General features: G+C 68.6%; 16 protein-coding genes and 2 riboswitches. Of the genes, 5 read left to right on the forward strand and 11 right to left on the reverse strand.

The window, feature by feature from the left end; all coding sequences use genetic code 11:
- Positions 1-50 precede the first annotated feature (50 nt).
- The 4 genes from CXQ97_RS08445 to CXQ97_RS08460 all read right to left on the reverse strand — a co-directional run bounded on the left by CXQ97_RS08445 (position 51) and on the right by CXQ97_RS08460 (position 4060).
- A complete protein-coding gene (locus CXQ97_RS08445; protein WP_104180425.1) occupies positions 51-1172 on the reverse strand; it encodes an aldose 1-epimerase family protein in 1122 nt (373 codons plus the stop codon).
- A 10-nt stretch (positions 1173-1182) separates the two neighbouring features.
- Complete coding sequence (locus tag CXQ97_RS08450) at positions 1183-1944, reverse strand: SDR family NAD(P)-dependent oxidoreductase (RefSeq protein ID WP_306739648.1); 762 nt, start codon at positions 1942-1944, stop codon at positions 1183-1185.
- 2 nt (positions 1945-1946) lie between these two features.
- A complete protein-coding gene (locus CXQ97_RS08455; RefSeq protein WP_104180426.1) occupies positions 1947-2861 on the reverse strand; it encodes a sugar phosphate isomerase/epimerase in 915 nt (304 codons plus the stop codon).
- A gap of 92 nt (positions 2862-2953) precedes the next feature.
- On the reverse strand, positions 2954-4060 hold the full coding sequence (locus CXQ97_RS08460) for a Gfo/Idh/MocA family protein (protein ID WP_219815400.1): 1107 nt from the start codon (positions 4058-4060) through the stop codon (positions 2954-2956).
- A 223-nt stretch (positions 4061-4283) separates the two neighbouring features.
- On the opposite strand from CXQ97_RS08460, the gene CXQ97_RS08465 reads away from it, so the two are divergent.
- The 5 genes from CXQ97_RS08465 (at position 4284) to CXQ97_RS08485 (ending at position 10562) form a co-directional block, all read left to right on the forward strand.
- Positions 4284-5363, forward strand: coding sequence for an ABC transporter substrate-binding protein (locus CXQ97_RS08465; RefSeq protein WP_104180428.1), 1080 nt, complete (start codon positions 4284-4286; stop codon positions 5361-5363).
- 10 nt (positions 5364-5373) lie between these two features.
- Positions 5374-6945 carry a sugar ABC transporter ATP-binding protein gene (locus tag CXQ97_RS08470; RefSeq protein WP_104180429.1) on the forward strand — a complete coding sequence of 524 codons (1572 nt, stop codon included), beginning with the start codon at positions 5374-5376 and terminating at the stop codon, positions 6943-6945.
- Positions 6942-7940 (forward strand): ABC transporter permease, encoded by a 999-nt coding sequence (locus CXQ97_RS08475; RefSeq protein ID WP_104180430.1) that lies wholly within the window; start codon positions 6942-6944, stop codon positions 7938-7940. Before CXQ97_RS08470 ends, CXQ97_RS08475 begins: the two co-directional genes overlap by 4 nt.
- Entirely contained in the window at positions 7937-8950 is a 1014-nt protein-coding gene (locus CXQ97_RS08480; RefSeq protein WP_104180431.1) for an ABC transporter permease, read from the forward strand. Before CXQ97_RS08475 ends, CXQ97_RS08480 begins: the two co-directional genes overlap by 4 nt.
- A 72-nt stretch (positions 8951-9022) precedes the next feature.
- Positions 9023-9136: riboswitch (SAM riboswitch) on the forward strand.
- Between the two features lie 37 nt (positions 9137-9173).
- A complete protein-coding gene (locus tag CXQ97_RS08485) occupies positions 9174-10562 on the forward strand; it encodes an LLM class flavin-dependent oxidoreductase (RefSeq protein ID WP_104180432.1) in 1389 nt (462 codons plus the stop codon).
- A 73-nt stretch (positions 10563-10635) separates the two neighbouring features.
- On the opposite strand, the gene CXQ97_RS08490 is transcribed toward CXQ97_RS08485, so the two are convergent.
- The 7 genes from CXQ97_RS08490 to CXQ97_RS08520 all read right to left on the reverse strand — a co-directional run bounded on the left by CXQ97_RS08490 (position 10636) and on the right by CXQ97_RS08520 (position 20399).
- Positions 10636-11862 (reverse strand): acyl-CoA dehydrogenase family protein, encoded by a 1227-nt coding sequence (locus CXQ97_RS08490; protein WP_104180433.1) that lies wholly within the window; start codon positions 11860-11862, stop codon positions 10636-10638.
- Positions 11863-11899: 37 nt separating this feature from the next.
- Positions 11900-13618 carry an ABC transporter ATP-binding protein gene (locus tag CXQ97_RS08495; protein ID WP_104180434.1) on the reverse strand — a complete coding sequence of 573 codons (1719 nt, stop codon included), beginning with the start codon at positions 13616-13618 and terminating at the stop codon, positions 11900-11902.
- Between the two features lie 2 nt (positions 13619-13620).
- Complete coding sequence (locus CXQ97_RS08500; RefSeq protein ID WP_104180435.1) at positions 13621-14517, reverse strand: ABC transporter permease; 897 nt, start codon at positions 14515-14517, stop codon at positions 13621-13623.
- A complete protein-coding gene (locus CXQ97_RS08505) occupies positions 14514-15515 on the reverse strand; it encodes an ABC transporter permease (RefSeq protein ID WP_104180436.1) in 1002 nt (333 codons plus the stop codon). The genes CXQ97_RS08500 and CXQ97_RS08505 overlap by 4 nt, the downstream gene beginning before the upstream one ends.
- On the reverse strand, positions 15512-17149 hold the full coding sequence (locus tag CXQ97_RS08510; protein WP_258062434.1) for an ABC transporter substrate-binding protein: 1638 nt from the start codon (positions 17147-17149) through the stop codon (positions 15512-15514). Before CXQ97_RS08510 ends, CXQ97_RS08505 begins: the two co-directional genes overlap by 4 nt.
- 105 nt (positions 17150-17254) lie before the next feature.
- A riboswitch (SAM riboswitch) is annotated at positions 17255-17353 on the reverse strand.
- A gap of 110 nt (positions 17354-17463) precedes the next feature.
- Positions 17464-18795: an enolase C-terminal domain-like protein gene (locus tag CXQ97_RS08515; protein WP_104180438.1), complete on the reverse strand. Its 1332-nt coding sequence runs from the start codon at positions 18793-18795 to the stop codon at positions 17464-17466.
- Positions 18796-18797: 2 nt separating this feature from the next.
- Positions 18798-20399, reverse strand: a complete 1602-nt coding sequence (locus CXQ97_RS08520; protein WP_104180439.1) for an aldehyde dehydrogenase (NADP(+)) — start codon at positions 20397-20399, stop codon at positions 18798-18800.
- Positions 20400-20409: the final 10 nt, after the last annotated feature.

Here is a 20409-nt window from a genome sequence, read left to right on the forward strand (position 1 = left end):
GAGCGCTCGCAGTGCAGGGGTGGGTGGGATGGGCCGCCGCGGATCCCGTACTACTCGGGTTGGTCGCCGGCGGCCCTGATCGTACGGCGGGCAGCGTCGACGGCGTCCGAGCCCTCGAGGATGCGGATGGTGGTGCGGTACTCGCGCGACTGCCCGTGCTCGAGCCAGATCATCGAGCCGTCGTCGCGGGCTCCCGCGTCGCCGGTCACATGGTGCGTGGACGGTTCGAGACCTATCGCGTACTGACCGCTCCGCAGGTTCTGCCATTCGAAGAAGTGCGGCATGCCTGCTGCATCCCAGGACACCTCGACGCCGAATCCGCTGTCCGCGGAGAGCAGCGCCACCCGATGGCGGCCCTCCTCGTCCGCCAGCAACTCATGCTCGAAGACCTGTTCGACGAAGCCCTTCTGCGGCTGCGGCAGCTTGCGATAGGACACGCCCTGGACCGCGACCGAGTCCGACGCCCACAGCGTGGAGTCGATGGCGGCGACGAACTCGGTGCCCTCGTCGACCAGCGGCCAGCCGAAGTTGAGGTGGTAGAGGAACATGTGTGGCGTCCGTTCGAAGCCGAGATTGTCCACGAGGTCGTGCAGCCGGATCTCGTGCCCGTCGAAGTCCAGTTCGATGGTCCGCGTGAGCCGCAGGTGTTCGCCGAACGAGGTGGCCTGCACGACTTCCCCCACGACCCTCAGGACCGAGGACCCGTCGTCGCCGACGATCTCGCGCGCCTCCAGCAACCGGGCAGGGATCGCGGTGAGGCGGCCGTGCAGGCCGTGGCTCACCGTCCGCTTGGGGGGGTAGGCGTAGCCCGTCGCGTCCACGTCGCCTCCGAAGAGGGTGTGGTCCAGGCCCCCGCTCACGAGCAGTCCGTCGAGTGCGCGGAGCCAGGAGAGGCCCCCCTCGTCGTTGTGCTCGTGGAGGCCCGGATGGCGGAAGCCGTTGCCCGAGCGCCAGCCGAGGGGCGCTCCCCGGTATCTCGCGGAGCCGAGGTCGAAGGCCCGGTCCACCAGCACCTCGACCTCCAGGCCCGCCGCAGTGCGCAGGTCGATGGCCCGCACCCCGCGTTCGAGACCGTTGTCGAGCACCACCTGGCGGATGCCCGCCACCGCCGAGAGGTCGCCGGTGCGCTCTGCGAGCTCCGCTCGCGTCAGGTTCCTGTCGAAGATCCTCATCCGCACATCCTCATTCCATGATCCATCCGCCGTCGACATTGATGGTCTGCCCTGTCACGAAGGACGAGTCCGGGCCGACCAGGAAGGAGATCACCGCTGCGAGTTCGGCATCGGTGCCGCGGCGCTTGAGTGACTGGTGCGCGAGGACGTGCGCACCGTAGCGTGCGGCGTCGCCCTGGATCTCCTCCGCCTTCGTGGGGAACGCACCCGGTGAGACCGCGTTCACCCGGACACCGAACTCCCCGAGTTCCCGCGCCAGGGCCCGCGTCAGCGACACCGCCGCGCCTTTGGTCGACACATAGCTGGCGAGGTTCGACCAGCCGCCGTGCCAGGTGATCGATCCGACGTTGACGATCGCACCCTCGCGACGCGCCACCATCCCCCGGGCTGCCACCTGGGCCGCATAGAAGTAGGCTCGCTGGTTGACCGTGACGACGTCGTCGTACTCGGAAAGGGGGATGTCGAGGAACGGCGTGCTCGGATAGATGGCCGCATTGTTCACGAGGGCTGCAACGGGCCCGAAGTCCTCGTTCGTCGACGTCAGGGCGACGTCGATGGCGTCGGCGTCCCTCAGGTCCACCTCGAGGATGCGTGTCGGGACGGACTGCGCTTCGAGCTGGCCGGCCGTCTCCTCCAACTCGGTACTCTTGCGTCCGAGGACCGCGACAGCGAAACCGTCCGAGCCCAGCCGGAGGGACGTGGCACGTCCCAATGCCCCTCCGGCTCCTGTGACCACTGCGACCCGTCGATGCAGCGCACGTCCCCCCGTCACCGTCAGATTCCGTATTTCTTGAGCGTCTCGACGATGAACTGCTTGGCGCGCGGCACGTCCGACTCGTCCAGATGCTCGATGATGAGGGGGACGTTCGGGTTGCGCTCGGCGAGCCGCTGGAGATAGAGGTCGTAGTTCAGGGATCCCAGACCGGCCGCGGGCAGTTCGATGTCCCCGACCCCGCGGAACGTGTGGGACGCCAGGGCATTCTCGTCCCCGATATCGGCGTGCTTCTCGCTCTTGTCGTCGCCCGCGCGCTTGACGTCCTTCGCGTGGGCGACCCGGACCCGGTCTCCCAGGGTGTCGAACACCTCGTTCAGCACGGCGTCCATCTCGTCGATGTTGTCCCCGTCGAAGTAGTTCGTCGGGTCCATGAGAAGTTCGAGACCGGGCGTGCGGACGTCGTTGAAGACGCGCACCGTCTCCCGGACGGAGCCGATGACGTTGTTGACATAGGTCTCCAGGAGGAACGTGGCACCGTGGTCGTAGGCCGTCTGCGCGAGTTCCGTGAGGACGCTCCGCACCTGCTCGTAGCCGTCTTCCGTGCGGTTGTGGGGGTGGTGGTCCCACTCGCTGTCGGGGTTGAAGGTGCCCGATTCACTGATGACGTACGGGGTGCCGAAGGAGCGGGCATTGCGGAGGATCTCCTTCAGGTACTCGACGTTCGCCTTCCGGTGGTCGGGGTCCGGGTGCACGATGTTCGTGTAGCCGGAGATGGCGCAGATGGGGAGGTCGTTGTTCCGGAAGGTGTCGCTCACCCTCTTCGCCTTCTCCTTAGTGATCTGTCCTGCTGACAGGTCCAGGTCCTTGAAGTGCAGGTCGAGTTGCACGGTGTTGAAACCGAGATCGCGAATGGTCTTCGCTGTGGTCTCGAGTTCGTAGGGGAAGTACCCGCTGAAGATACCGACTTGGATCATGGCGTCATTGCTCCTTGTGATCGAAAGGGGACTGCGGATGGAACTGGTATTGAGCGGGAGTCGGAGCACACGGAGGCGCCCCCTCCGGGGGATCAGAGATCGAACTCGCTGAGAAGGACGGGCCGGTGTTCGGCGATCGACCGGTAGCCGGCCTCGACCAGGGCCATGGTCCTGACGTTGTCGGCCACCGAGAGGACGGGCGGGGTGGCCGTCTCGACCGCGTACTGCACCTGCTCCATGACGCCGATGAATGCGTGGGGGAACCAGTGGGTGTTCCAGGTGGGGGTGACCCATGAGCCGCCGGTGGTGAGTGCGGATGCGTAGGTGAGCGTGGAGGGCGTGCCGGTCGGCCAGCCGATGGTGCCCTGGGCGACACCGCGGGTTCCCTCCACGCGCCACTTGATGTAGGGATCGGAATCGAAGCCCTCCTCCCGCGGCCCGCTCCAGACGTCTTCCATCGTCATGGCGAGCACGTTGTTCGGGAACCGCAGGGTCGACACCACGATGCCGTCCTCGTGGTCGAAAGCGGTGCGGGGATCCTCGCGGGCGACGGTCATGATCTCCGTGGGTTCCCCGAAGAGGAATCGCAGTGCATCGAGGTGGTGCACGCTCATGTTCGCCAGGGTCAGTCGGTCGTAACCCTCGAGGAAACCCTGCCAGTGGGGGATGGCGCGCATCTCGATGGTCGCGATGACCGGGGTTCCCAGGTCGCCCCGGTCGAGGAGTTGGCGAAGCACCCGGATCGACTGGTCGTACCGCATGTTCTGGTTGACCGAGAGGATCTTCCCGGCGGCGGCCGCATCGTCCCGCAGGGCGAGTGCCTCGGCGAGATCGAGGGCGAGAGGCTTCTGGGCGAGTACCGCCCGGATGTGCGGCGTTGCCAGGGCCCGGCGGATGAGGGCGGGCTGGAGGTCGGGCGGATAGGCGATATCCAGGATCTCGATCGACGCGTCATCGATGAGCTCCTCGGGAGTCCGATGCACTGTCGGGATGCCGTAGCGCTCGGCGACCGCCGAGGCCTTCGCTTCCGTACGTGAGGCGATGGCGACGACGGGGAAGCCGGCCTGACGGTACGCCTCCAGGTGCACGTCCGCCATGATCATCCCGGCACCGATGCAGCCGATCCGGTGACTACGGCACCGGATGTCGACGTCGGGAAGCAGCTCCGACTGCCCTGCCGCCATAGTTGTACTGCTCACGGGAACTCCAATCGCGTCGTTGCGACGATCTGTCTCGGTGGTGCGTCCTGGCGAGATCCGATTTTTCTCACCCTACCAAGATTTTATGATAGCGCTACTGGCAGCGCTATCACCCGTACGGTAGTGTCCCCGATTACATCCGTCAATCACGGTTCCGCCAGGCAGCTGATCTGCCGACCGGACTGGGTTGGCACAGCGAACATCGGGTTTCAAAGGAGAAATCATGAGTAGATTCCAGCGTGTTCCTTCGCTGCCCCAGGCAGTCGTGGCGAGCGCGGCAGTCTCCGTCCTCGTCCTCGCCGGGTGTGCGAGTGCTCCCGCGAACTCCAGTGAGGCACCCGACGGGAGCGGGAGCGAGAAGTTCGTGATCGGCTTCGAACAGCCGCTCGGTGGGCAGGCCTGGCGGGAGATGGGGCTTGCTTCGCTCCAGGCGCTCGCCAATTCGCCCGAGTACAAGGACAAGGTCGAACTCAAGATCGTGCGGACCAACGACAACGACGCCGCCCAGCAGAACGCGGCGATGCAGAACCTCATCGCCGACGGCGTTGACCTCATCCTGTTCGATCCGGCATCGTCGAGCGGCGCGGATGCGGCCATCACCCAGGCTTCGACCCAGGGCATCCCGGTGATCGCCAACGGTGGTCCCTACGACAGTGAGGATGTGTACGTCGTCTCGACCGACTGGGCAACCGCAGGAACCACCGGAGCCGAGTGGCTGCTGGACAATCTCGGCGACAACAAGAATATCGCGGTACTCGAGGGCCTTGCCGGCGTCCCCCTCAACGAGGGTTCGATGCCCGGTGTCATCGAGACCCTGGAGAAGGGGGGCGCCACGATCGTCGCCCAGGACACCAACGGGTGGAACGAGGCCACGGCGCAGGAAGCCATGTCGAACATCCTCCGCTCCAACCCCGACGTCGGCGGCGTCTACTCGTTCCTCACGGGAGGCCAGGGTGCGCCCGAGGCATTCGCTTCGGCGGGTCTGCCGTTCGTCCCCGTCGTCGGCGGCTCCGGGTACAACGGGGAGGCCTGTGCCCTGGTGAAGTACGAAGGCGACGGCCTGACCGGGAACATGGTCTTCGGTCAACCGGCAATCTACGCGAAAGGCCTCGAGCAGGCGGTGAAGTTGCTGGAAGGCGAGGAGATCGACAAGCAGCAGTACTTCCCGCCACTGGAGATCACGAACGAGAACGCCAAGGACTACTGCCTCGATGACAAGCCGAGCAACTTCCAGCTCGGCTACGACTTCCCGGGCCTCGACCTGCCGCTCGAGGATGTCATGACGTACTACTCGGGATCCTAGGAGATTCGCAGTGACTGACGCACGAATCGGCGCCGCGGCTCCTGCGGCGCCCGTCCCTGCTGCACCGCCGGACGGCAGCCCTCCCGCGGTGGACGCGCTCCTCGTCGCCACCGACCTGGTCAAGAGTTACGGCCCGGTGCACGCGGTGCAGGGTGTGAGCTTCCGCTGCAACCCCGGCGAGGTGCTGGCGCTCGTCGGTGAGAACGGTGCCGGGAAGAGCACCGTGGCGAAGATGCTTGCCGGAGCAGTTCCGCCGACCTCGGGCAGCATCGTCGTCGGTGGCCGGCCTCTTGCTTCCGGCAGCGTCAGGCAGTCGAGACAGTCCGGAGTGCGCTGCGCCTTCCAGGAACTCGCCCTCGTGCCGGACTGGACGGTGGCCGAGAACCTGAGCCTTCCCGACGGCGCCCCGTACCGGGGGTTCTCCCAGAGGAAGTCGGTTGTCGCGGCCGCCGAACTGCTCGGTGCATTCGATCTCCCCCACATAGATCCGCAGGTCACCGTCGGCACGCTGTCGCTCGCCGATCGCCAATTGGTCGAGATCGCCCGGGCCCTTGCCGGCCGGCCGAGCCTGCTGATCCTGGACGAGGCATCCTCCGCACTCACACCTCCCGGAGTTGCCTGGCTCTTCCAGCGCATCCGGGATCTCACCTCCGACGGTGGCAGCGTCATCTACGTCTCGCACCGGCTGGGCGAGATCGCCGAGATCGCCGACCGTGGAGCGGTCCTACGGGACGGGAAGGTCGTCGGCGAGTTCGTCCGGGGCGGCTGGACCGACGACCAGCTCGTCTCGCTCATGGCAGGACGCGAAGCCGCACGGTTCTTCCCGGCCCCGCCGGCACGCACGACCGATGCGGTCGCGCTGGAGGTGACCAACCTGAGGTCCGATGGGGTGCACGGCATCGACCTCGTTCTCGGAGCCGGCGAGATCCTCGGGATAGGAGGCCTGCAGGGCCATGGACAGGCAGAACTGCTGCGGTCCCTCTTCGGAGCCGCTCCCGCCACGGCGGACTCCTGGAGCATCGCCGGACGACCCGTCTCGGGGACCACACCCGTGCGGTCGGTCAGGCACGGGATCGGGTACGTGCCCGAGGACCGGAAGCGGGAGGGCCTCGCACTGGAGATGAGTGTCGGGGAGAACCTCCTCGTTCCATGGTTCAGGGCCTACCAACTGGGCGGCAGGCCCCGCATCACGCGGGAGCGGACGTGGATCGACGGTGTTCTGGGCGCGCTCTCCGTGCGGACCCGCGGTCCCGACGAGCGTGCCGGCACCCTGTCGGGCGGCAACCAGCAGAAGCTCGTCTTCGGGAGGTGGATGGACCGGGCGCGCACCGTCATCCTCCTGCATGATCCGACCCGAGGCATCGATGTTCGGGCCAAGCAGGAACTGTACGCGGCGATCGTCGACCTGGCGGAGCAGGGTGTCGGCATCCTGTGGTTCTCGACCGAGGTGGAGGAACTCGTGCACGTCTGTCATCGCGTCGCCGTGCTGTACCAGGGCGCTGTCATCGACGAGCTGGTGGGCGAACGCCTCACCGGCGACGCCGTCGTCGGCGCTTCCATGGGGCTGAGGGCGGCCGCATGAGCGTCGCCTCGCCTCCCGTCGTCCGGCTGCAGCGCACCGGGATGACCCGACTCCGCCGGGAGGGTGCGATCGCACCGATCTGCGCCTTCGTCGTGTTCCTCCTCGTCTACATCGTCATCAACCCGGAACTCCTCACCCGGTTCCAGTTGCAGACCGCGGCGAACCTCGTGGTGCCCCTGGCCCTGGTCGCCCTCGGACAGCTCCTCGTCGTCCTCGTCGGCGGCATCGACATCTCCATCGGCGCCGTCATGAGCCTCTGCAACGTGGTGTTCGCGACCCAGCTCGAGAACGTCCCGCCACCGGTGGCCCTTCTCCTCGCGGTCGGAGTCGGACTTGCCTGCGGACTGTTCAACGGCTTCCTGGTCGCCTACGGCGGGTTGCCGGCCATCGCGGTGACGCTCGCAAGCGCATTCATCTTCGGCTCCCTCGCCCGCGAAGTGCTGGACCGGCCCGGCGGCGGGGTGACCAAGGAGATCTACCTCGCGACGAGCGGTGAACTGGTGCCCTTCCTGCCGGTCTCGCTGGTCTGGCTGTCGGTCGTCGCCGTGCTCCTGTGGCTCCTGCTGCAGCGCACCGCGCTCGGCCGCCACATCTACGGAGTCGGATCGAGCATGGAAAGCGTGCGGGCCGCCGGCATCGATGCGCGGCTCACGAAGCTCCTCGCGTTCGGACTGGCAGGAATGGTCACCTCCGCCGGAGCCGTCATGCTCGCCGCCTCCACGGTCACGGGTGATCCCAGGAGCGGAGACGCCTACCTCCTGAGCTCGATCGCCGCAGTCGCGCTCGCCGGTGCCGCTTTCACCGGTGGCCGGGGGAGCATCATCGGTACCGTGCTCGCGGCCTGCACGCTGGGCCTGATCGGCAACCTCCTCTTCTTCGCCGGCGTCAACTCCTACTGGCAGTACGTGATCAGCGCACTCATCATCTTCACCGTGGTCGGGCTCCCGGTGGTCTGGGCCAGAACCACCTCCGCTCTGAAGGGAATCCGGTCATGACCGTCAGGGATGCACCCGCCACCCACTCCCCGGTCGCGACCGGCAGGCCCCCGAGATCCACGTCGGTCCGTCATGTCGCCGCCCGTGTCCCCCGCAGCATCTGGCCCCTCGTCGCCTTCCTGGTGCTGTTCGGGATCGGGGGACTCATCCGTCCGAACCTCGTCACGATCGATTCACTGATCGGTACGGCGACCTTCGCGATCATCCTCGCGATCGCCTCCTTCGGCCAGACGGTCGCGGTCATCCAGGCCGGCATCGATCTGTCGGTCCCGAACACGATCGCCTTCTCCGCCCTGGCATTCCTCGGTCTTGCGGGCCCACTGGGTCCGACGGGCGCGTTCGTGGCTGCCCTGCTCACCGGAGCCGTGATCGGCTTCCTCAACGGCGTGGTCATCGCGAAACTCGGGCTCACGCCCATCGTGACGACGATCGCCATGAACGGCCTCCTGTTCGGGGTCATCCTCCTGGTCTTCAATTTCTCCGAGCTCACCGCCATCCCCGAGTTCGTCATCGGCATCACGTCCGCGAAGGTCTCGGTGTTCGGCCTCGAGATGGCCGCGGTCCTGCTGCTGGGATTGGCGCTCATGGGCGTGCTGCAACTGGTGCTGAGTTTCACGGGATGGGGCCGGTCGCTCTTCGTCGTCGGTTCCGCGGCCGAGGCCGCTCGGCTCGGGGGTCTTCCCGTGGACCGCATCCGGGTCGTCGGCTACGTGGTGAGCGGTGTCCTCGCGGCCTTTGCCGGCATCGTCATCGTGGGCTACTACCAGCAGGCGTCCGCGACGATGGGAGCGAGCTACCTGCTGTCCTCGGTCGCGGCGGTCGTCATCGGCGGTGCCTCGATCTTCGGTGGTCGGGGTTCGGTCGTCGGGACCGTCGGGGGAGCACTCGTGCTCGCCCAGGTCTCGACGCTCGTAGCCGTCCTGAACCTCGGGGCGAACATCCAACAGCTCATCTACGGGGTGATCATCCTCCTCGTCGTCTCCCTCTACGGGCGAAGCGCCACCACCTGAGCGCCCTTCGTGACGCGACATGACAGGTGCGTCTGGACCCGCCGTCGGACCCCGACCTAGGCTCGGGAGCAGAATCAAGAGTTCCAACGCAAAACCCTGGTTCGTTGGACGGCAACCCCCGCGCTGTAGTGGGGTGCCCCAGGTGAGGATTCGGCCCGGCACGGAACGTGCGGGCAAGTACGGCGCTCCCTCCATGGCAGTGCCTCGATCCGGAGGTTCCCCGATGCCCGCAGTACCCCGGCACATCCGCTTCAACGCGTTCGACATGAACTGCGTGGGCCATCAGTCGCCCGGACTCTGGCGCCACCCGGACGACCAGTCCTGGCGCTACAAGGACCTGCGCTACTGGGCCGATCTCGCGCAGACCCTGGAGAAGGGCCTCTTCGACGGCATCTTCATCGCCGATGTGCTCGGCACCTACGACGTCTACGGAGGCTCCAACGAGGCGACCCTCCGGCAGGGGACGCAGACACCGGTCAACGACCCGTTCCTGCTGGTGTCGGCCATGGCGCTGGTGACCGAGCACCTCGGCTTCGGCGTCACGGCCGGGACGGCCTACGAGCACCCGTATCCCTTCGCCCGCCGCCTCTCCACGCTGGACCACCTCACCGACGGCAGGGTCGGCTGGAACGTCGTCACCGGGTACCTCCCCTCCGCCGCGCGCAACATGGGCAACGAGGACCAGTTGGAGCACGACGAGCGGTACAACCACGCCGACGAGTACCTCGAGGTCCTCTACAAGCTGCTGGAAGGCTCCTGGGAGGATGACGCGGTGGTCCGCGACCGCGAGGCGGGCGTCTTCACCGACCCCGCGAAGGTCCACGACATCAACCACGACGGCACCTACTTCACGGTCCCGGGTATCCACCTGAGCGAGCCGTCGCCGCAGCGCACACCCGTGATCTTCCAGGCCGGAGCATCGTCGCGGGGTATCGCGTTCGCCGCGGGCAACGCGGAGGCGGTCTTCGTGGGGGCGCCCACGAAGGAGATCCTCAAGGACGTGGTGGGCAGGATCCGCGACGCGGTGGAGGCCGAGGGACGCGACCGATACTCCGTCCGCATCTACACTCTGCTCACCGTGATCACCGACGAGACGGAGGAGAAGGCCCACGCGAAGCACGCCGAGTACCAGCAGTACGTCAGCTACGAGGGCGCCCTGGTGCTCGTGTCCGGCTGGTTCGGGGTGGACCTGTCCGTCTACGGTCCGGACGAGCCGCTCGGCAACGTGGAGTCGAACGCCATCCACTCGGCGGTGGCGAACTTCCAGAAGGTGAACGACGACGGCGCCCCCTGGACGGTCCGTGACATCGCCGAGTGGGCGGGCATCGGCGGACTCGGGCCGAGGATCGTCGGGTCCGGTGCGCAGGTCGCCGACGAGCTGCAGGCCTGGGTGGAGGAGACCGACGTCGACGGCTTCAACCTCGCCTACGCCGTCACGCCGGGTTCGTTCGAGGACGTGATCCGGTACGTGGTCCCGGAGCTGCAGAAGCGCGGCGCCTACCCGACGGAGTACGTGGACGGCACGCTCCGCCACAAGCTGTTCGGCAGGGGCGACCGCCTGCCCGAGGAGCATCGGGGAGCCGGCTACCGCCTCCAGCACGTCCGTCCCTGACGGACGGGCCGCCGAGCGCGGCCACGGACGACGACGGCGCCCGGGATTTCCCGGGCGCCGTCGTCCGTGCATGCTAAGAGGTGGCGGCGCCGCCCGAGGCCGGTGCATCCCCTGCACGCCACACGAAGCCCGGTACCGTCCCGTTGATCTCCCAGTCGCCCACGACGCGGGACTTGTAGATGACCGGGTTGTGGGAGGAGATGGTGCGTGCGTTGCGCCAGTGCCGGTCGAGCTGGAGGCCCCTGCGGGTCGACGATGCGCCGAGGGCGTTGAAGATCGTGGCCGCAGCGCGCTGCACCTGCTCCGTCACCACGATCTGCGCCTGCGAGGAGGCGAACTCCACCGCCACAGCAGCCGCATCCGCCTCCCCGGGTGGAAGGTCGAGGTGTGCCTCGTAGGCCTCCTGCAGCAGCTCGGCCACCCGGAGCGCGGCAGCCTCGGACGCGAAAGCGAGTGCCGAGACCTCGCCCACCACCTGCTGCACCTGGATGTCCTCGCTGGGTCTGGTGCCGTTGCCGTGGCTGAAGGTGCGGGTCCTGCCGCGTACCTCCGAGGCCACGTCCCGGACGGCGGCGCGGGCGATCCCGGCGAGGGTCGCCACGTGGATGAGCTGATAGACCCCGGTGTCGTAGGGCGGGTGCTCGGTGTCGGTGATGACGTCGGTGCCGGGCACGGGGACGTCATGGAACACCGTGGTGCCGCTCGCAGTGAGCCGCTGGCCGAACCCGTCCCAGTCGTCGATCACCTCCACGCCGGGGGCATCCCGCCGGACGATGGCGATGACGTCCTGGCCGTCGCCGGTGCGTGCGCCGGTCTGGATCCAGCCGGCGTAGAGGCTCCCCGTGGTGTAGAACTTCGTGCCGTCGACCCGGTAGTCGTCCCCGTCGCGGGTGATGGTGGTGCTCACCCCGCCGACGGGGACCGGCCCGGTCTCGGTCCAGGCGTTCCCGAGCACGGCTCCGTCGGCGACGCGTCGCAGCCACTCCGAGTCGTTCGCGTACAGGCGGTCCTCGACGAAGGCGATGTGGCTGCGCAGGGCCTGGGCGAGGTTCGATTCCGCCGCGGCGAGTTCGATGAGCAGGCGGAAGAAGTGAGGTGCCGATACCCCGCCGCCGCCGAGTTCGGTGGGGACCCGCAGGGCCGTGAATCCTGCGGCCGTGAGCTGCCGGATCTGGGGGTGCAGGAGGATGCGCTCGGTCTCGCGCTGCGCCGCGCCGGCCGCGATCTCCTCGAACAGGGGGCGGAAGCGTGCAGCGAGCCGGGAGTAGGGGGCGGGCGCGGTGATGGCGTCGACGGTCATCGGAGGGCTCCTTCGGAGGTCGGGAGGGCGGCGGCGCTCATGATGCGCCGCCGATCCGGGAAGTGGGGACACGGGTGGGCAGGTCGGGGACGGCGGCGAGCAGGGCCCGGGTGTAGTCCTCCGCGGGTGCCGTGAAGAGGGACTTCGCGCTGCCGGATTCGACGACGCGGCCGTTCCTGAGCACCAGGACCTCGTCGCTCACGTGGTGGATGACGCCGAGGTCGTGGCTGATGAACAGGTAGCTCAGGCCCAGCTGCTCCTGCAGATCCGCGAGGAGGTCCAGGACCTGCGCCTGGATCGACACGTCGAGGGCGGAGACCGGCTCGTCGAGGAGCAGGATCCTGGGCTGGAGTGCCAGCGCCCGGGCGATCGCCACCCGCTGCCGCTGCCCGCCGGAGAGGGTGAGGGGCCGGCGCTCGATGAGCTCCAGGGGGAGTCCCACCTGCCCGAGCAGTTCGGCTGCCCTGTCCTTCCGTTCGCCGGGCGTGCCCACGGACCCGGCGTCCAGGGCGTCGGTGATGACCCGGCCCACGCTGAAGCGCGGATCGAAGGAGCTCAGCGGGTCCTGGTTGACGAGCTGGATGTCCGGGCGATGCGGGCGGCGGACCTGCTCGGAGACGATCCCGGCGCCGTCCTGCTGCCCCACCCAGGGCAGGCCGCCGAGCGTCACGGTGCCGGCGTCGGGCTCCGTCAGCCCGAGGGCCATGCGCGCGGTCGTCGACTTCCCGGATCCCGACTCGCCCACGATGCCGAGCGTCTTCCCGGCGGGCAGGGCGAAGGAGACGTCGTCGACGACGGTCCGGCGGGTGCCGTCCGGGGACGCATACGTCTTCACCAGGTTGCGGGCATCGAGGGCGGGGGCGTCCGCCGAGACGGCCGACCGGCGTGTCGGGCGGGACGCCACGACGACCCGCCGGGCAGCGGACAGGCGGGTGCCCTTGCCTGCTGCGGAGGGGACGGCGTCGATCAGCTGCCGGGTGTAGTCGTGCCGCGGATTGCCGAGCACCTCGGAGGCGCGGCCCGTCTCCACGATGCGCCCGTGCTGCATGACGGCGATCTCGTCGGCGAGGTGGCTGACGACCGCGAGGTCGTGCGAGATGAAGATCAGGCCGCGGCCCTGCTCCTTGAGCCCGGCGAGCAGCTCGAGGATCTGGGCCTGCACCGTGGCGTCGAGTGCCGTGGTGGGTTCGTCGGCGATCACGAGCCGCGGGTTGAGCACCGTGGCCTGGGCGATGAGCGCCCGCTGGCGGAGCCCGCCGGACAGCTCGCCCGAGCGCTGCCGGGCGCGGACCTCGGGGTCGGGGATCCCGGCATCCCGCAGCGCGGCATGGACCCGCTCCTCCCGCTCGGCCTTCCCCCGGACCCCGTGGGCGCGGAGGGCCTCGTCGATCTCCTGCCCGACCGTGCGGAGGGGATCGAGGGAGACGAGCGCGTCCTGCAGCACGTAGCCGATGTCCTTGCCGCGCAGTCCCCGCCACTGCCGCTCGGTGAGGCGGGTGGCGTCGCGACCGAGGACGTCCAGGCGGTCGGCGGAGACGCGGGCGTTGGAGGCGTTGAGCCCCACGAGGGTGCGGGCCGTGACGGTCTTGCCCGAGCCGGATTCGCCCACGAGGGCGAGGGCCCGGCCGGGAGCGAGGGCCAGGGAGACGTCGCGGACGACGTCGACGACCCCGCGCGGCGTGGTGAAGGAGACATCGAGGTTGTCGATGGCGAGCAGCGGCTGCTGCTCCGGGGTGTCTGCGCTGTTCTCGGTCATGGTCAGACCTCTGCTTCCAGTCGGCGCTGCAGGTGGTGGCCCACCACGGTGGTGGTCAGTGCGGCGAGGGTGATGAAGATGCCCGGGAAGGCGGCGATCCACCAGGCGACCTGGAGGTAGTTGCGGCCATCGGCGAGCATCGCGCCCCACTCGGCGGCGGGCGGCTGGGCGCCGAGGCCGAGGAAGCTCAGTGAGGACGCCCAGACGATCGCCTGCCCGATGCCGAGCGTCACGAGGACGAAGAGGGGCCGCGCCACGTTGGGGACGATCGTGTGCCACAGGATGTGCGACCTCGACCGGCCGAGCGCGAGCGCCGTCTCCACGTAGGGAGCGGCGACGACCTGCAGGGTCTGCGTGCGGAGCATCCTCGCGTAGCCGGGAGCGGAACCGACCCCGACGGCGATGGCCGCGGTGACGACGCCGGTGCCGGACACCGCGATGACGATCAGCGCGAGCAGGAGGCCGGGGAAGGCGAAGAGGATCTCCACGAAGCGGCAGATCGCGGAATCCAGCCATCTGCCGGAGACGCCGGCGGTGATGCCGAGCGCGCCGCCGAGCACCAGGCCGATCGCCGTGGCGGCGAGGCCGAGGAGCAGGGACTGGCCGGTGCCGGCGATCACCCGTGAGAAGACGTCCCGGCCGTTCTGGTCCGTGCCGAACAGGTGCACACCGTCCGGCGACTGGAAGGCGTTCGCCGGGTCGATCTCGAAGGGGTCCTGCCGGAGGAAGACGGAAGGAGCGACGGCGGCCAGTACGAGGAAGGCCAGCAGCGCCGCGGCGATCCAGACGCCGATCGGGGTGCCCCGGACGAGGCGGGATGTACGCGATCGCGTCGTGGACGGCGCTGAAGCGGCCGAGCCGTCCACGGGCGTCGTCGCGGGGTCGAGGGTGAGGCTCATGCTGCTGATCCCTTCGGATTCGTGCGCGGATCGACCACGCGGTAGAGGACGTCCACCACGAGGTTCACGAGGATGTAGACCGCGGCGATGATGAACACCACGGCGAGGGTGATGGGCAGATCCCGGTTGATGATCGCGTCCACGAGGGACCGTCCGAGGCCCGGCCGGGCGAAGATGATCTCCGCGACCACGGCGGAGCTGACGAGGGAGCCGACCGCCCAGGCCGAGAGCGTGAGCCCCGGCAGGATCGCATGCCGCAGGGCATGCGTGATGCGGACGGAGGTGTCGCTGAGGCCGCGGGCGCGGGCGCTCAGGATGAAGGGCTGCGCGAGGGCGTCCTCGAAGGAGGAGCGCGTCACCTGCGCGATGAACCCGGCCAGGGGGATGGCGAGGGAGAGCGCGGGCAGGACGAGCGAGCGGAAGCCGTCGTTGCCGGCGACCGGGAACCAGCCGAGGGTGACGGCGAAGACCACGGCGAGCATGATGCCGACCCAGAACTGCGGGAGGGAGGCGAAGAACACCTCGACGGCCCGTCCCGCGCCGTCGAGCGTGCGCCCGCGGCCCACCGTGAGGAGCGTGAAGGCCAGCGCGATCACCCAGGCGAAGACCAGGGCCAGCCCTGCGAGCTGCAGCGTGGGCAGGATCTGCGGCCCGATGATCTCCAGGACGGGGACCTTGAAGATGTAGGACACCCCGAAGTCCCCGGTGAGGAGGTTGCCCAGGTAGGTGAGGTACTGGACGAGGACCGGCTGGTCGAGCCCGTACTCCGCCCGGACGGCCGCGACCGTCTCCGGCGAGGGGGAGGAGCCCGCTCCGCCGAGGATCGCGGTGACCGGATCGCCCGGCGTGAGGCGGAGGACGAAGAAGGTGAGGGTCACGGCGGCCCAGAGGACGAAGAGGCTGCCGGCCGCCCGCCGCGCGATGACCTTGCCGGCGCTGCCGGCCGTCGCCGTCGTGCGGGGTGCTGCGCTGAGTGAACCGAGTGACTGGGTGCTCATTCTGAATCCACCGCCGTGACGTCGTAGAGGTAGGGGAGGGACAGGCTCGGCTCGAGGGCGAGGTTCCCGTAGCGGTCGTTGCGGAGCGCCACCTGGCTGGCCTGGTTGTACAGCGGCAGCTGCAGGGCGTTGTCGCTCACGATCTGCTGCGCCTGGTAGTAGAGGTCCTCGCGCTCGGCGGGGTCGTCCGTGGCGAGGGCGTCGTTGAGGATGCCGTCCAGGCCCGGGTTGCGGAAGCCCGAGCCGTTCGGCACGAAGCCCGCGGACTCGGTGTACTCGGAGGAGAAGACGATCCGCAGGACATCGGCCGTGTTGGTGTTCCAGTAGTCGGCCCGGAGGTCGTACGCGAAGTTGTTCCCCAGTTCGCTGACGGTCGCCCCGTCGCCGTTCTCGATCAGCACCTCGAACCCGGCCTTCTTCGCGGTGGCCTGGATCTGGGTGACCAGGGCCTGGTGCGCCGTCGGCCAGGCCCCCGGCGTGTAGGGGAAGTGCACGGTCAGGCGCTCGCCGTCCTTCACCCGGTAGCCCTCGTCGTCGCGCTCCGCCCAGCCGGCCTCGTCGAGCAGGCGGGCCGCCTCGTCGGGGTCCGGGTCGTACACGTGCTCGAAGTCGGGGGAGTAGAAGCCCGTGGTGGAGCTCAGGGGCCCGCCGGCCCGGGTCACGGTGCCGAAGTAGACGCTGTCGATCCCGGCGTCCACGTACGCGCTGTGCAGGAAGGCCTTGCGGACGGCCAGATCGTCGAACGGGGCGCGTGTGGTGTTGAGGATGAGGTTGGTCGGGTTGCCCGGCCGGTCCTGCAGGATGAGTTCGACGTTCGGGTCCGCCTCGGCCTCACCGACATGGACGGACGGCATGAGGTCCAGGGCGTCCACCTGCCCGGCACGGAGGAGCCCGTAGCGTGTCGAGTCCTCGGGGACGATGCGCCACTCGATTCTCTCGAGATGTGCGGGACCCTCGTGCCCCGCGTAGGGCGGGGCCGAGTTGTAGTCCTCGTTCCGCACGAGGCTGACCTTCGACTGCGGGACGTAGTCGACGATCCTGTACGGCCCGGTCCCCACGGGGGAGTTGCAGTTCTCGGCCTGCGGACGCTTGAGCGCCTCCGGGGATTCGATACCGAGGAACGGCTGGGCGAGGACCTCGAGGAACGCGGCGTAGGGACGGTTGAGGGTGACGACGGCGGTGGTGTCGTCCACGACCTCGGTTCCCACGTAGGGCTTGAGGTAGCCTCCGGCAGTGCCGGACTGCGTGTCCGGATCCACCATGTGGTCGAGGTTCGCCTTGACCGCTTCGGCGGTGAGTTTCGTCCCGTCGGTGAACGAGACGTCGTCGCGCATCGTGAACGTGTAGGTCAGGCCGTCGTCGGAGACCGACCAGTCCGTCGCCAGCCACGGGTGGATCTTCCCCTCCCTGTCCTGCGACACCAGGGAGTCCAGGTAGTTCGCGGCGATGGACGCCTGAGGCATGTCGCCGTTGACGTGGGGGTCGAGGCAGGAGATGTCCTTGCCCGTCGCGAAGACGAACGTGTCGTCCTCGCCGGCGGCGGCCGGTCCGCCGCACCCCGAGAGGGTGAGGGCGAGTCCTGCTGCGGCGAGCAGGGCGAGTGTGCTGAGGGTGCGGGGGTGTGCTGTCGTCACGCGGGGCTCCTGAATCATCGCCCGATGGAGGGCGAACAGGACAGCCGGCAGTCACCACCGGACGTGCGCGTGCACGGCGGGGTAGACCAACGAAAGCGTGAAGCAACTCCATCGGTCCTGGCAGTAGCACCGTTCCCCGTAGCTACACGGGGAGGGTTGCTGCGGCGTCGTCGATCCAGGTCTCTCGGCCGCTCGGGATGGTTATGGACCCAGTCAAGCGCACCGGTCGTGCGTGGCGCCAGTGGCGCTCGTCATACGGGGTCATGCGGCGAGGTGCTGCACCTCCTGTCGCCGTGCCGGCCCGGCCGAACCGATCACCGCTGCATCGCCGGCAGCTTCGGATCGAAGGTCCATCCGGGAAGGAGGAACTGCATGCCCACCGAATCGTCGCGGGCGTCGAGAGCGTGCTGCAGGTACAGATCGTGGGCGGTCCGCAGTGCGTCGCGATCGAGTTCGATCCCGAGGCCCGGTGCCTTCGGGACGTCGATGTAGCCGCCCCGGATCCGAAGCGGTTGCTTCGTCAGAGGCTGGCCGTCCTGCCAGATCCAGTGGGTGTCCAGCGCAGTGACCCGCCCAGGTGCCGCGGCGCCTACATGGGTGAACATGGCCAGCGAGATATCGAAGTGGTTGTTGGAGTGGGAGCCCCACGTTAGTCCGAAATCGTCGCACAGTTGTGCGACGCGGACCGACCCCTGCATCGTCCAGAAGTGCGGATCGGCCAGGGGTATGTCCACGGCGTTCGATCGGATGGCGTGCGCCATCTGCCGCCAGTCCGTCGCCACCATGTTCGTCGCGGTCTGCAGTCCTGTGGCCCGCTTGAACTCCGCCATGACTTCCCGGCCCGAGAAGCCGTTCTCCGCGCCACACGGGTCCTCGGCATAGGCGAGTACGTCGCTCAGCCCCGAGCACAGCTGGACCGCTTCGGCGAGTGACCACGCACCGTTCGGGTCGAGGGTGATGCGAGCGTCGGGGAAACGGGCGGAGAGCGCCCTGACGGCATCGATCTCCTCCTCGCCGGAGAGGACACCACCCTTGAGCTTGAAGTCCTGGAACCCGTACCGCTCCTGGGCCGCCTCCGCCAATGCGACGACGGCGTCGGCCGTCATCGCCTCGTTCCGCCGGAGTCGCCCCCATCGGTCGGACGGGTCATCGCCCTGGAGGTAGGGCAGGTCGGTCGCCCCGCGATCGCCGATGAAGAAGAGGTAACCCAGCATCTGCACCCGGTCGCGCTGCTGACCGTCACCCAGGAGTTCCGCCACGGGGACGCCCAGATGCTGCCCCAGCAGATCGAGCAGACAGGACTCGAGGGCGGTCACCGCATGGATGGTGGTGCGCAGATCGAACGTCTGAGGGCCTCGCCCGCCGGCGTCACGATCCGCGAAGGTCCGGGACACCGTCCGGAGCAGGGTCCGGTACATCGCGACGGGCTGGCCGGTGAGCAGCGCGGCGGCGTCCTCGATGGTGGCTCGGATGGCCTCTCCGCCGGGTACCTCGCCGAGTCCTGTGTGCCCGTTGCTGTCCGTCATGATGGCGATGTTGCGCGTGAAGAAGGGGCCGTGCGCGCCGCTGAGGTTCAGCAGCATGCTGTCGTGACCGGCTACCGGCACGACCTCGACGGACGTGATGACGGGTCCCTGGTCGAGCATGATCAGCCCTGCGCCTGGACCATGCCGTCGATCCTGCGGTTGAGCGACCACGGGTTCGATTCCTGCAGCGGGGCGGGCAGGAGGGCGTCGGGTACGTTCTGGTAGCTCACCGGACGCTGGAACCGGGCGATGGCGAGGCTCCCCACCGACGTGGTACGCGAGTCCGAGGTGGCGGGGAAGGGGCCACCATGCACCATGGCATGCCCTACCTCCACCCCGGTGGGCCAGCTGTTGAAGAGGATACGTCCGACCTTGCGCTCGAGGATGGGAAGGACGTCGACTGCGGTGGCGTGGTCGGTATCCGTCGCATGGACTGTCGCCGTCAGCTGGCCCTGCAGTGCTTCCAGGCCTGACCGGAGCTCCTGCTCGCCCGAGTAGCGGATGATGACGCCGGCCGATCCGAACACTTCTTCCTGGAGGGCCGGTCTGGTGAGGAAGGTGCGGGCGGAGCTGGTGAACAGCGCGGGTGCCGGCGCGTTCTCCGTCCCGCCCGGCCTGCCTTCGGCGACCAGATCGACGCCATCCGTGGTGCGCAGTTCGTCGATGCCGGACCGGCACGACGCGGCAATGCCCGCGGTGAGCATGGTGGCGCCACGTGCGCTGCCGAGGAGGGCGGCAGTCGCCGCGACGAAGGCGTCGCCATCGGACCCGCTGGGGACGAAGATCAGTCCGGGGTTGGTGCAGAACTGGCCGGCACCCAGGGTGAGGGAGGCGACGAAGTCCGCGGCGAGCTGCCGGGGGTCGGAGAGGAGTGCTCCGGGCAGGACGGCGACGGGGTTGATGGAGGACATCTCCGCGTACACGGGAATCGGTTCGGGCCGTCCTGCGGCGGTCTTCATCAAGGCGACGCCTGCCCCGCGCGACCCTGTGAAGCCGATGGCCTTGATGCGGGGGTCGGCAGCCAGGGCCTGGCCCACCGAGGCTCCGGCACCGAAGACAAGGGAGAAGACACCGGCGGGCAGACCGCTCTCGGCGACCGCCTGGCTGATGGCATGGCCTACGAGTTCGGCGGTCCCGGGGTGGGCGTTGTGCGCCTTGACGACGACGGGACACCCTGCCGCGAGCGCCGAGGCGGTATCGCCGCCTCCGGTGGAGAAGGCCAGGGGGAAGTTGCTCGCGCCGAAGACGGCCACGGGCCCGAGGGCGATGTGCCGCTGACGGATATCGAGTCGTGGCAGTGGCGAACGTTCCGGCTGGGCGGGATCGAGCCGGGCCTGCAGGTGGTCCCCGTTGCGCACGACCCCCGCGAAGAGCCGCAGCTGGCCGACCGTGCGGCCGCGCTCTCCGGAGAGCCGGGCAGCAGGAAGGCCGGTCTCGAGGGCAGCGCGTTCGGTCAGCTCGTCCCCGAGCGCGTCGATGTTATCGGCGATGCGTTCCAGGAAAGCGGCCCGGGCCTCGGGAGTGGTCGCCCGATACACGTCGAAGGCTTCCGCTGCCGCCGTCGTCGCCGCCGTCAGCTGGGCTTCGGTCACCATGCCGAAGGCCGGCTCGATGTCCCGTCCTGTGGCGGGATCGACGGCGTGGATACTCCCTGCGGATCCAGTCACGGCTTCTCCCGCGATGATGGATCGGCCTGTGACGGCGGGACGTGTTGTGGTGTCCATGGTCGTGGTC

Source organism: Arthrobacter sp. B0490, from assembly GCF_002929355.1.
Lineage (GTDB): Bacteria > Actinomycetota > Actinomycetes > Actinomycetales > Micrococcaceae > Arthrobacter_D.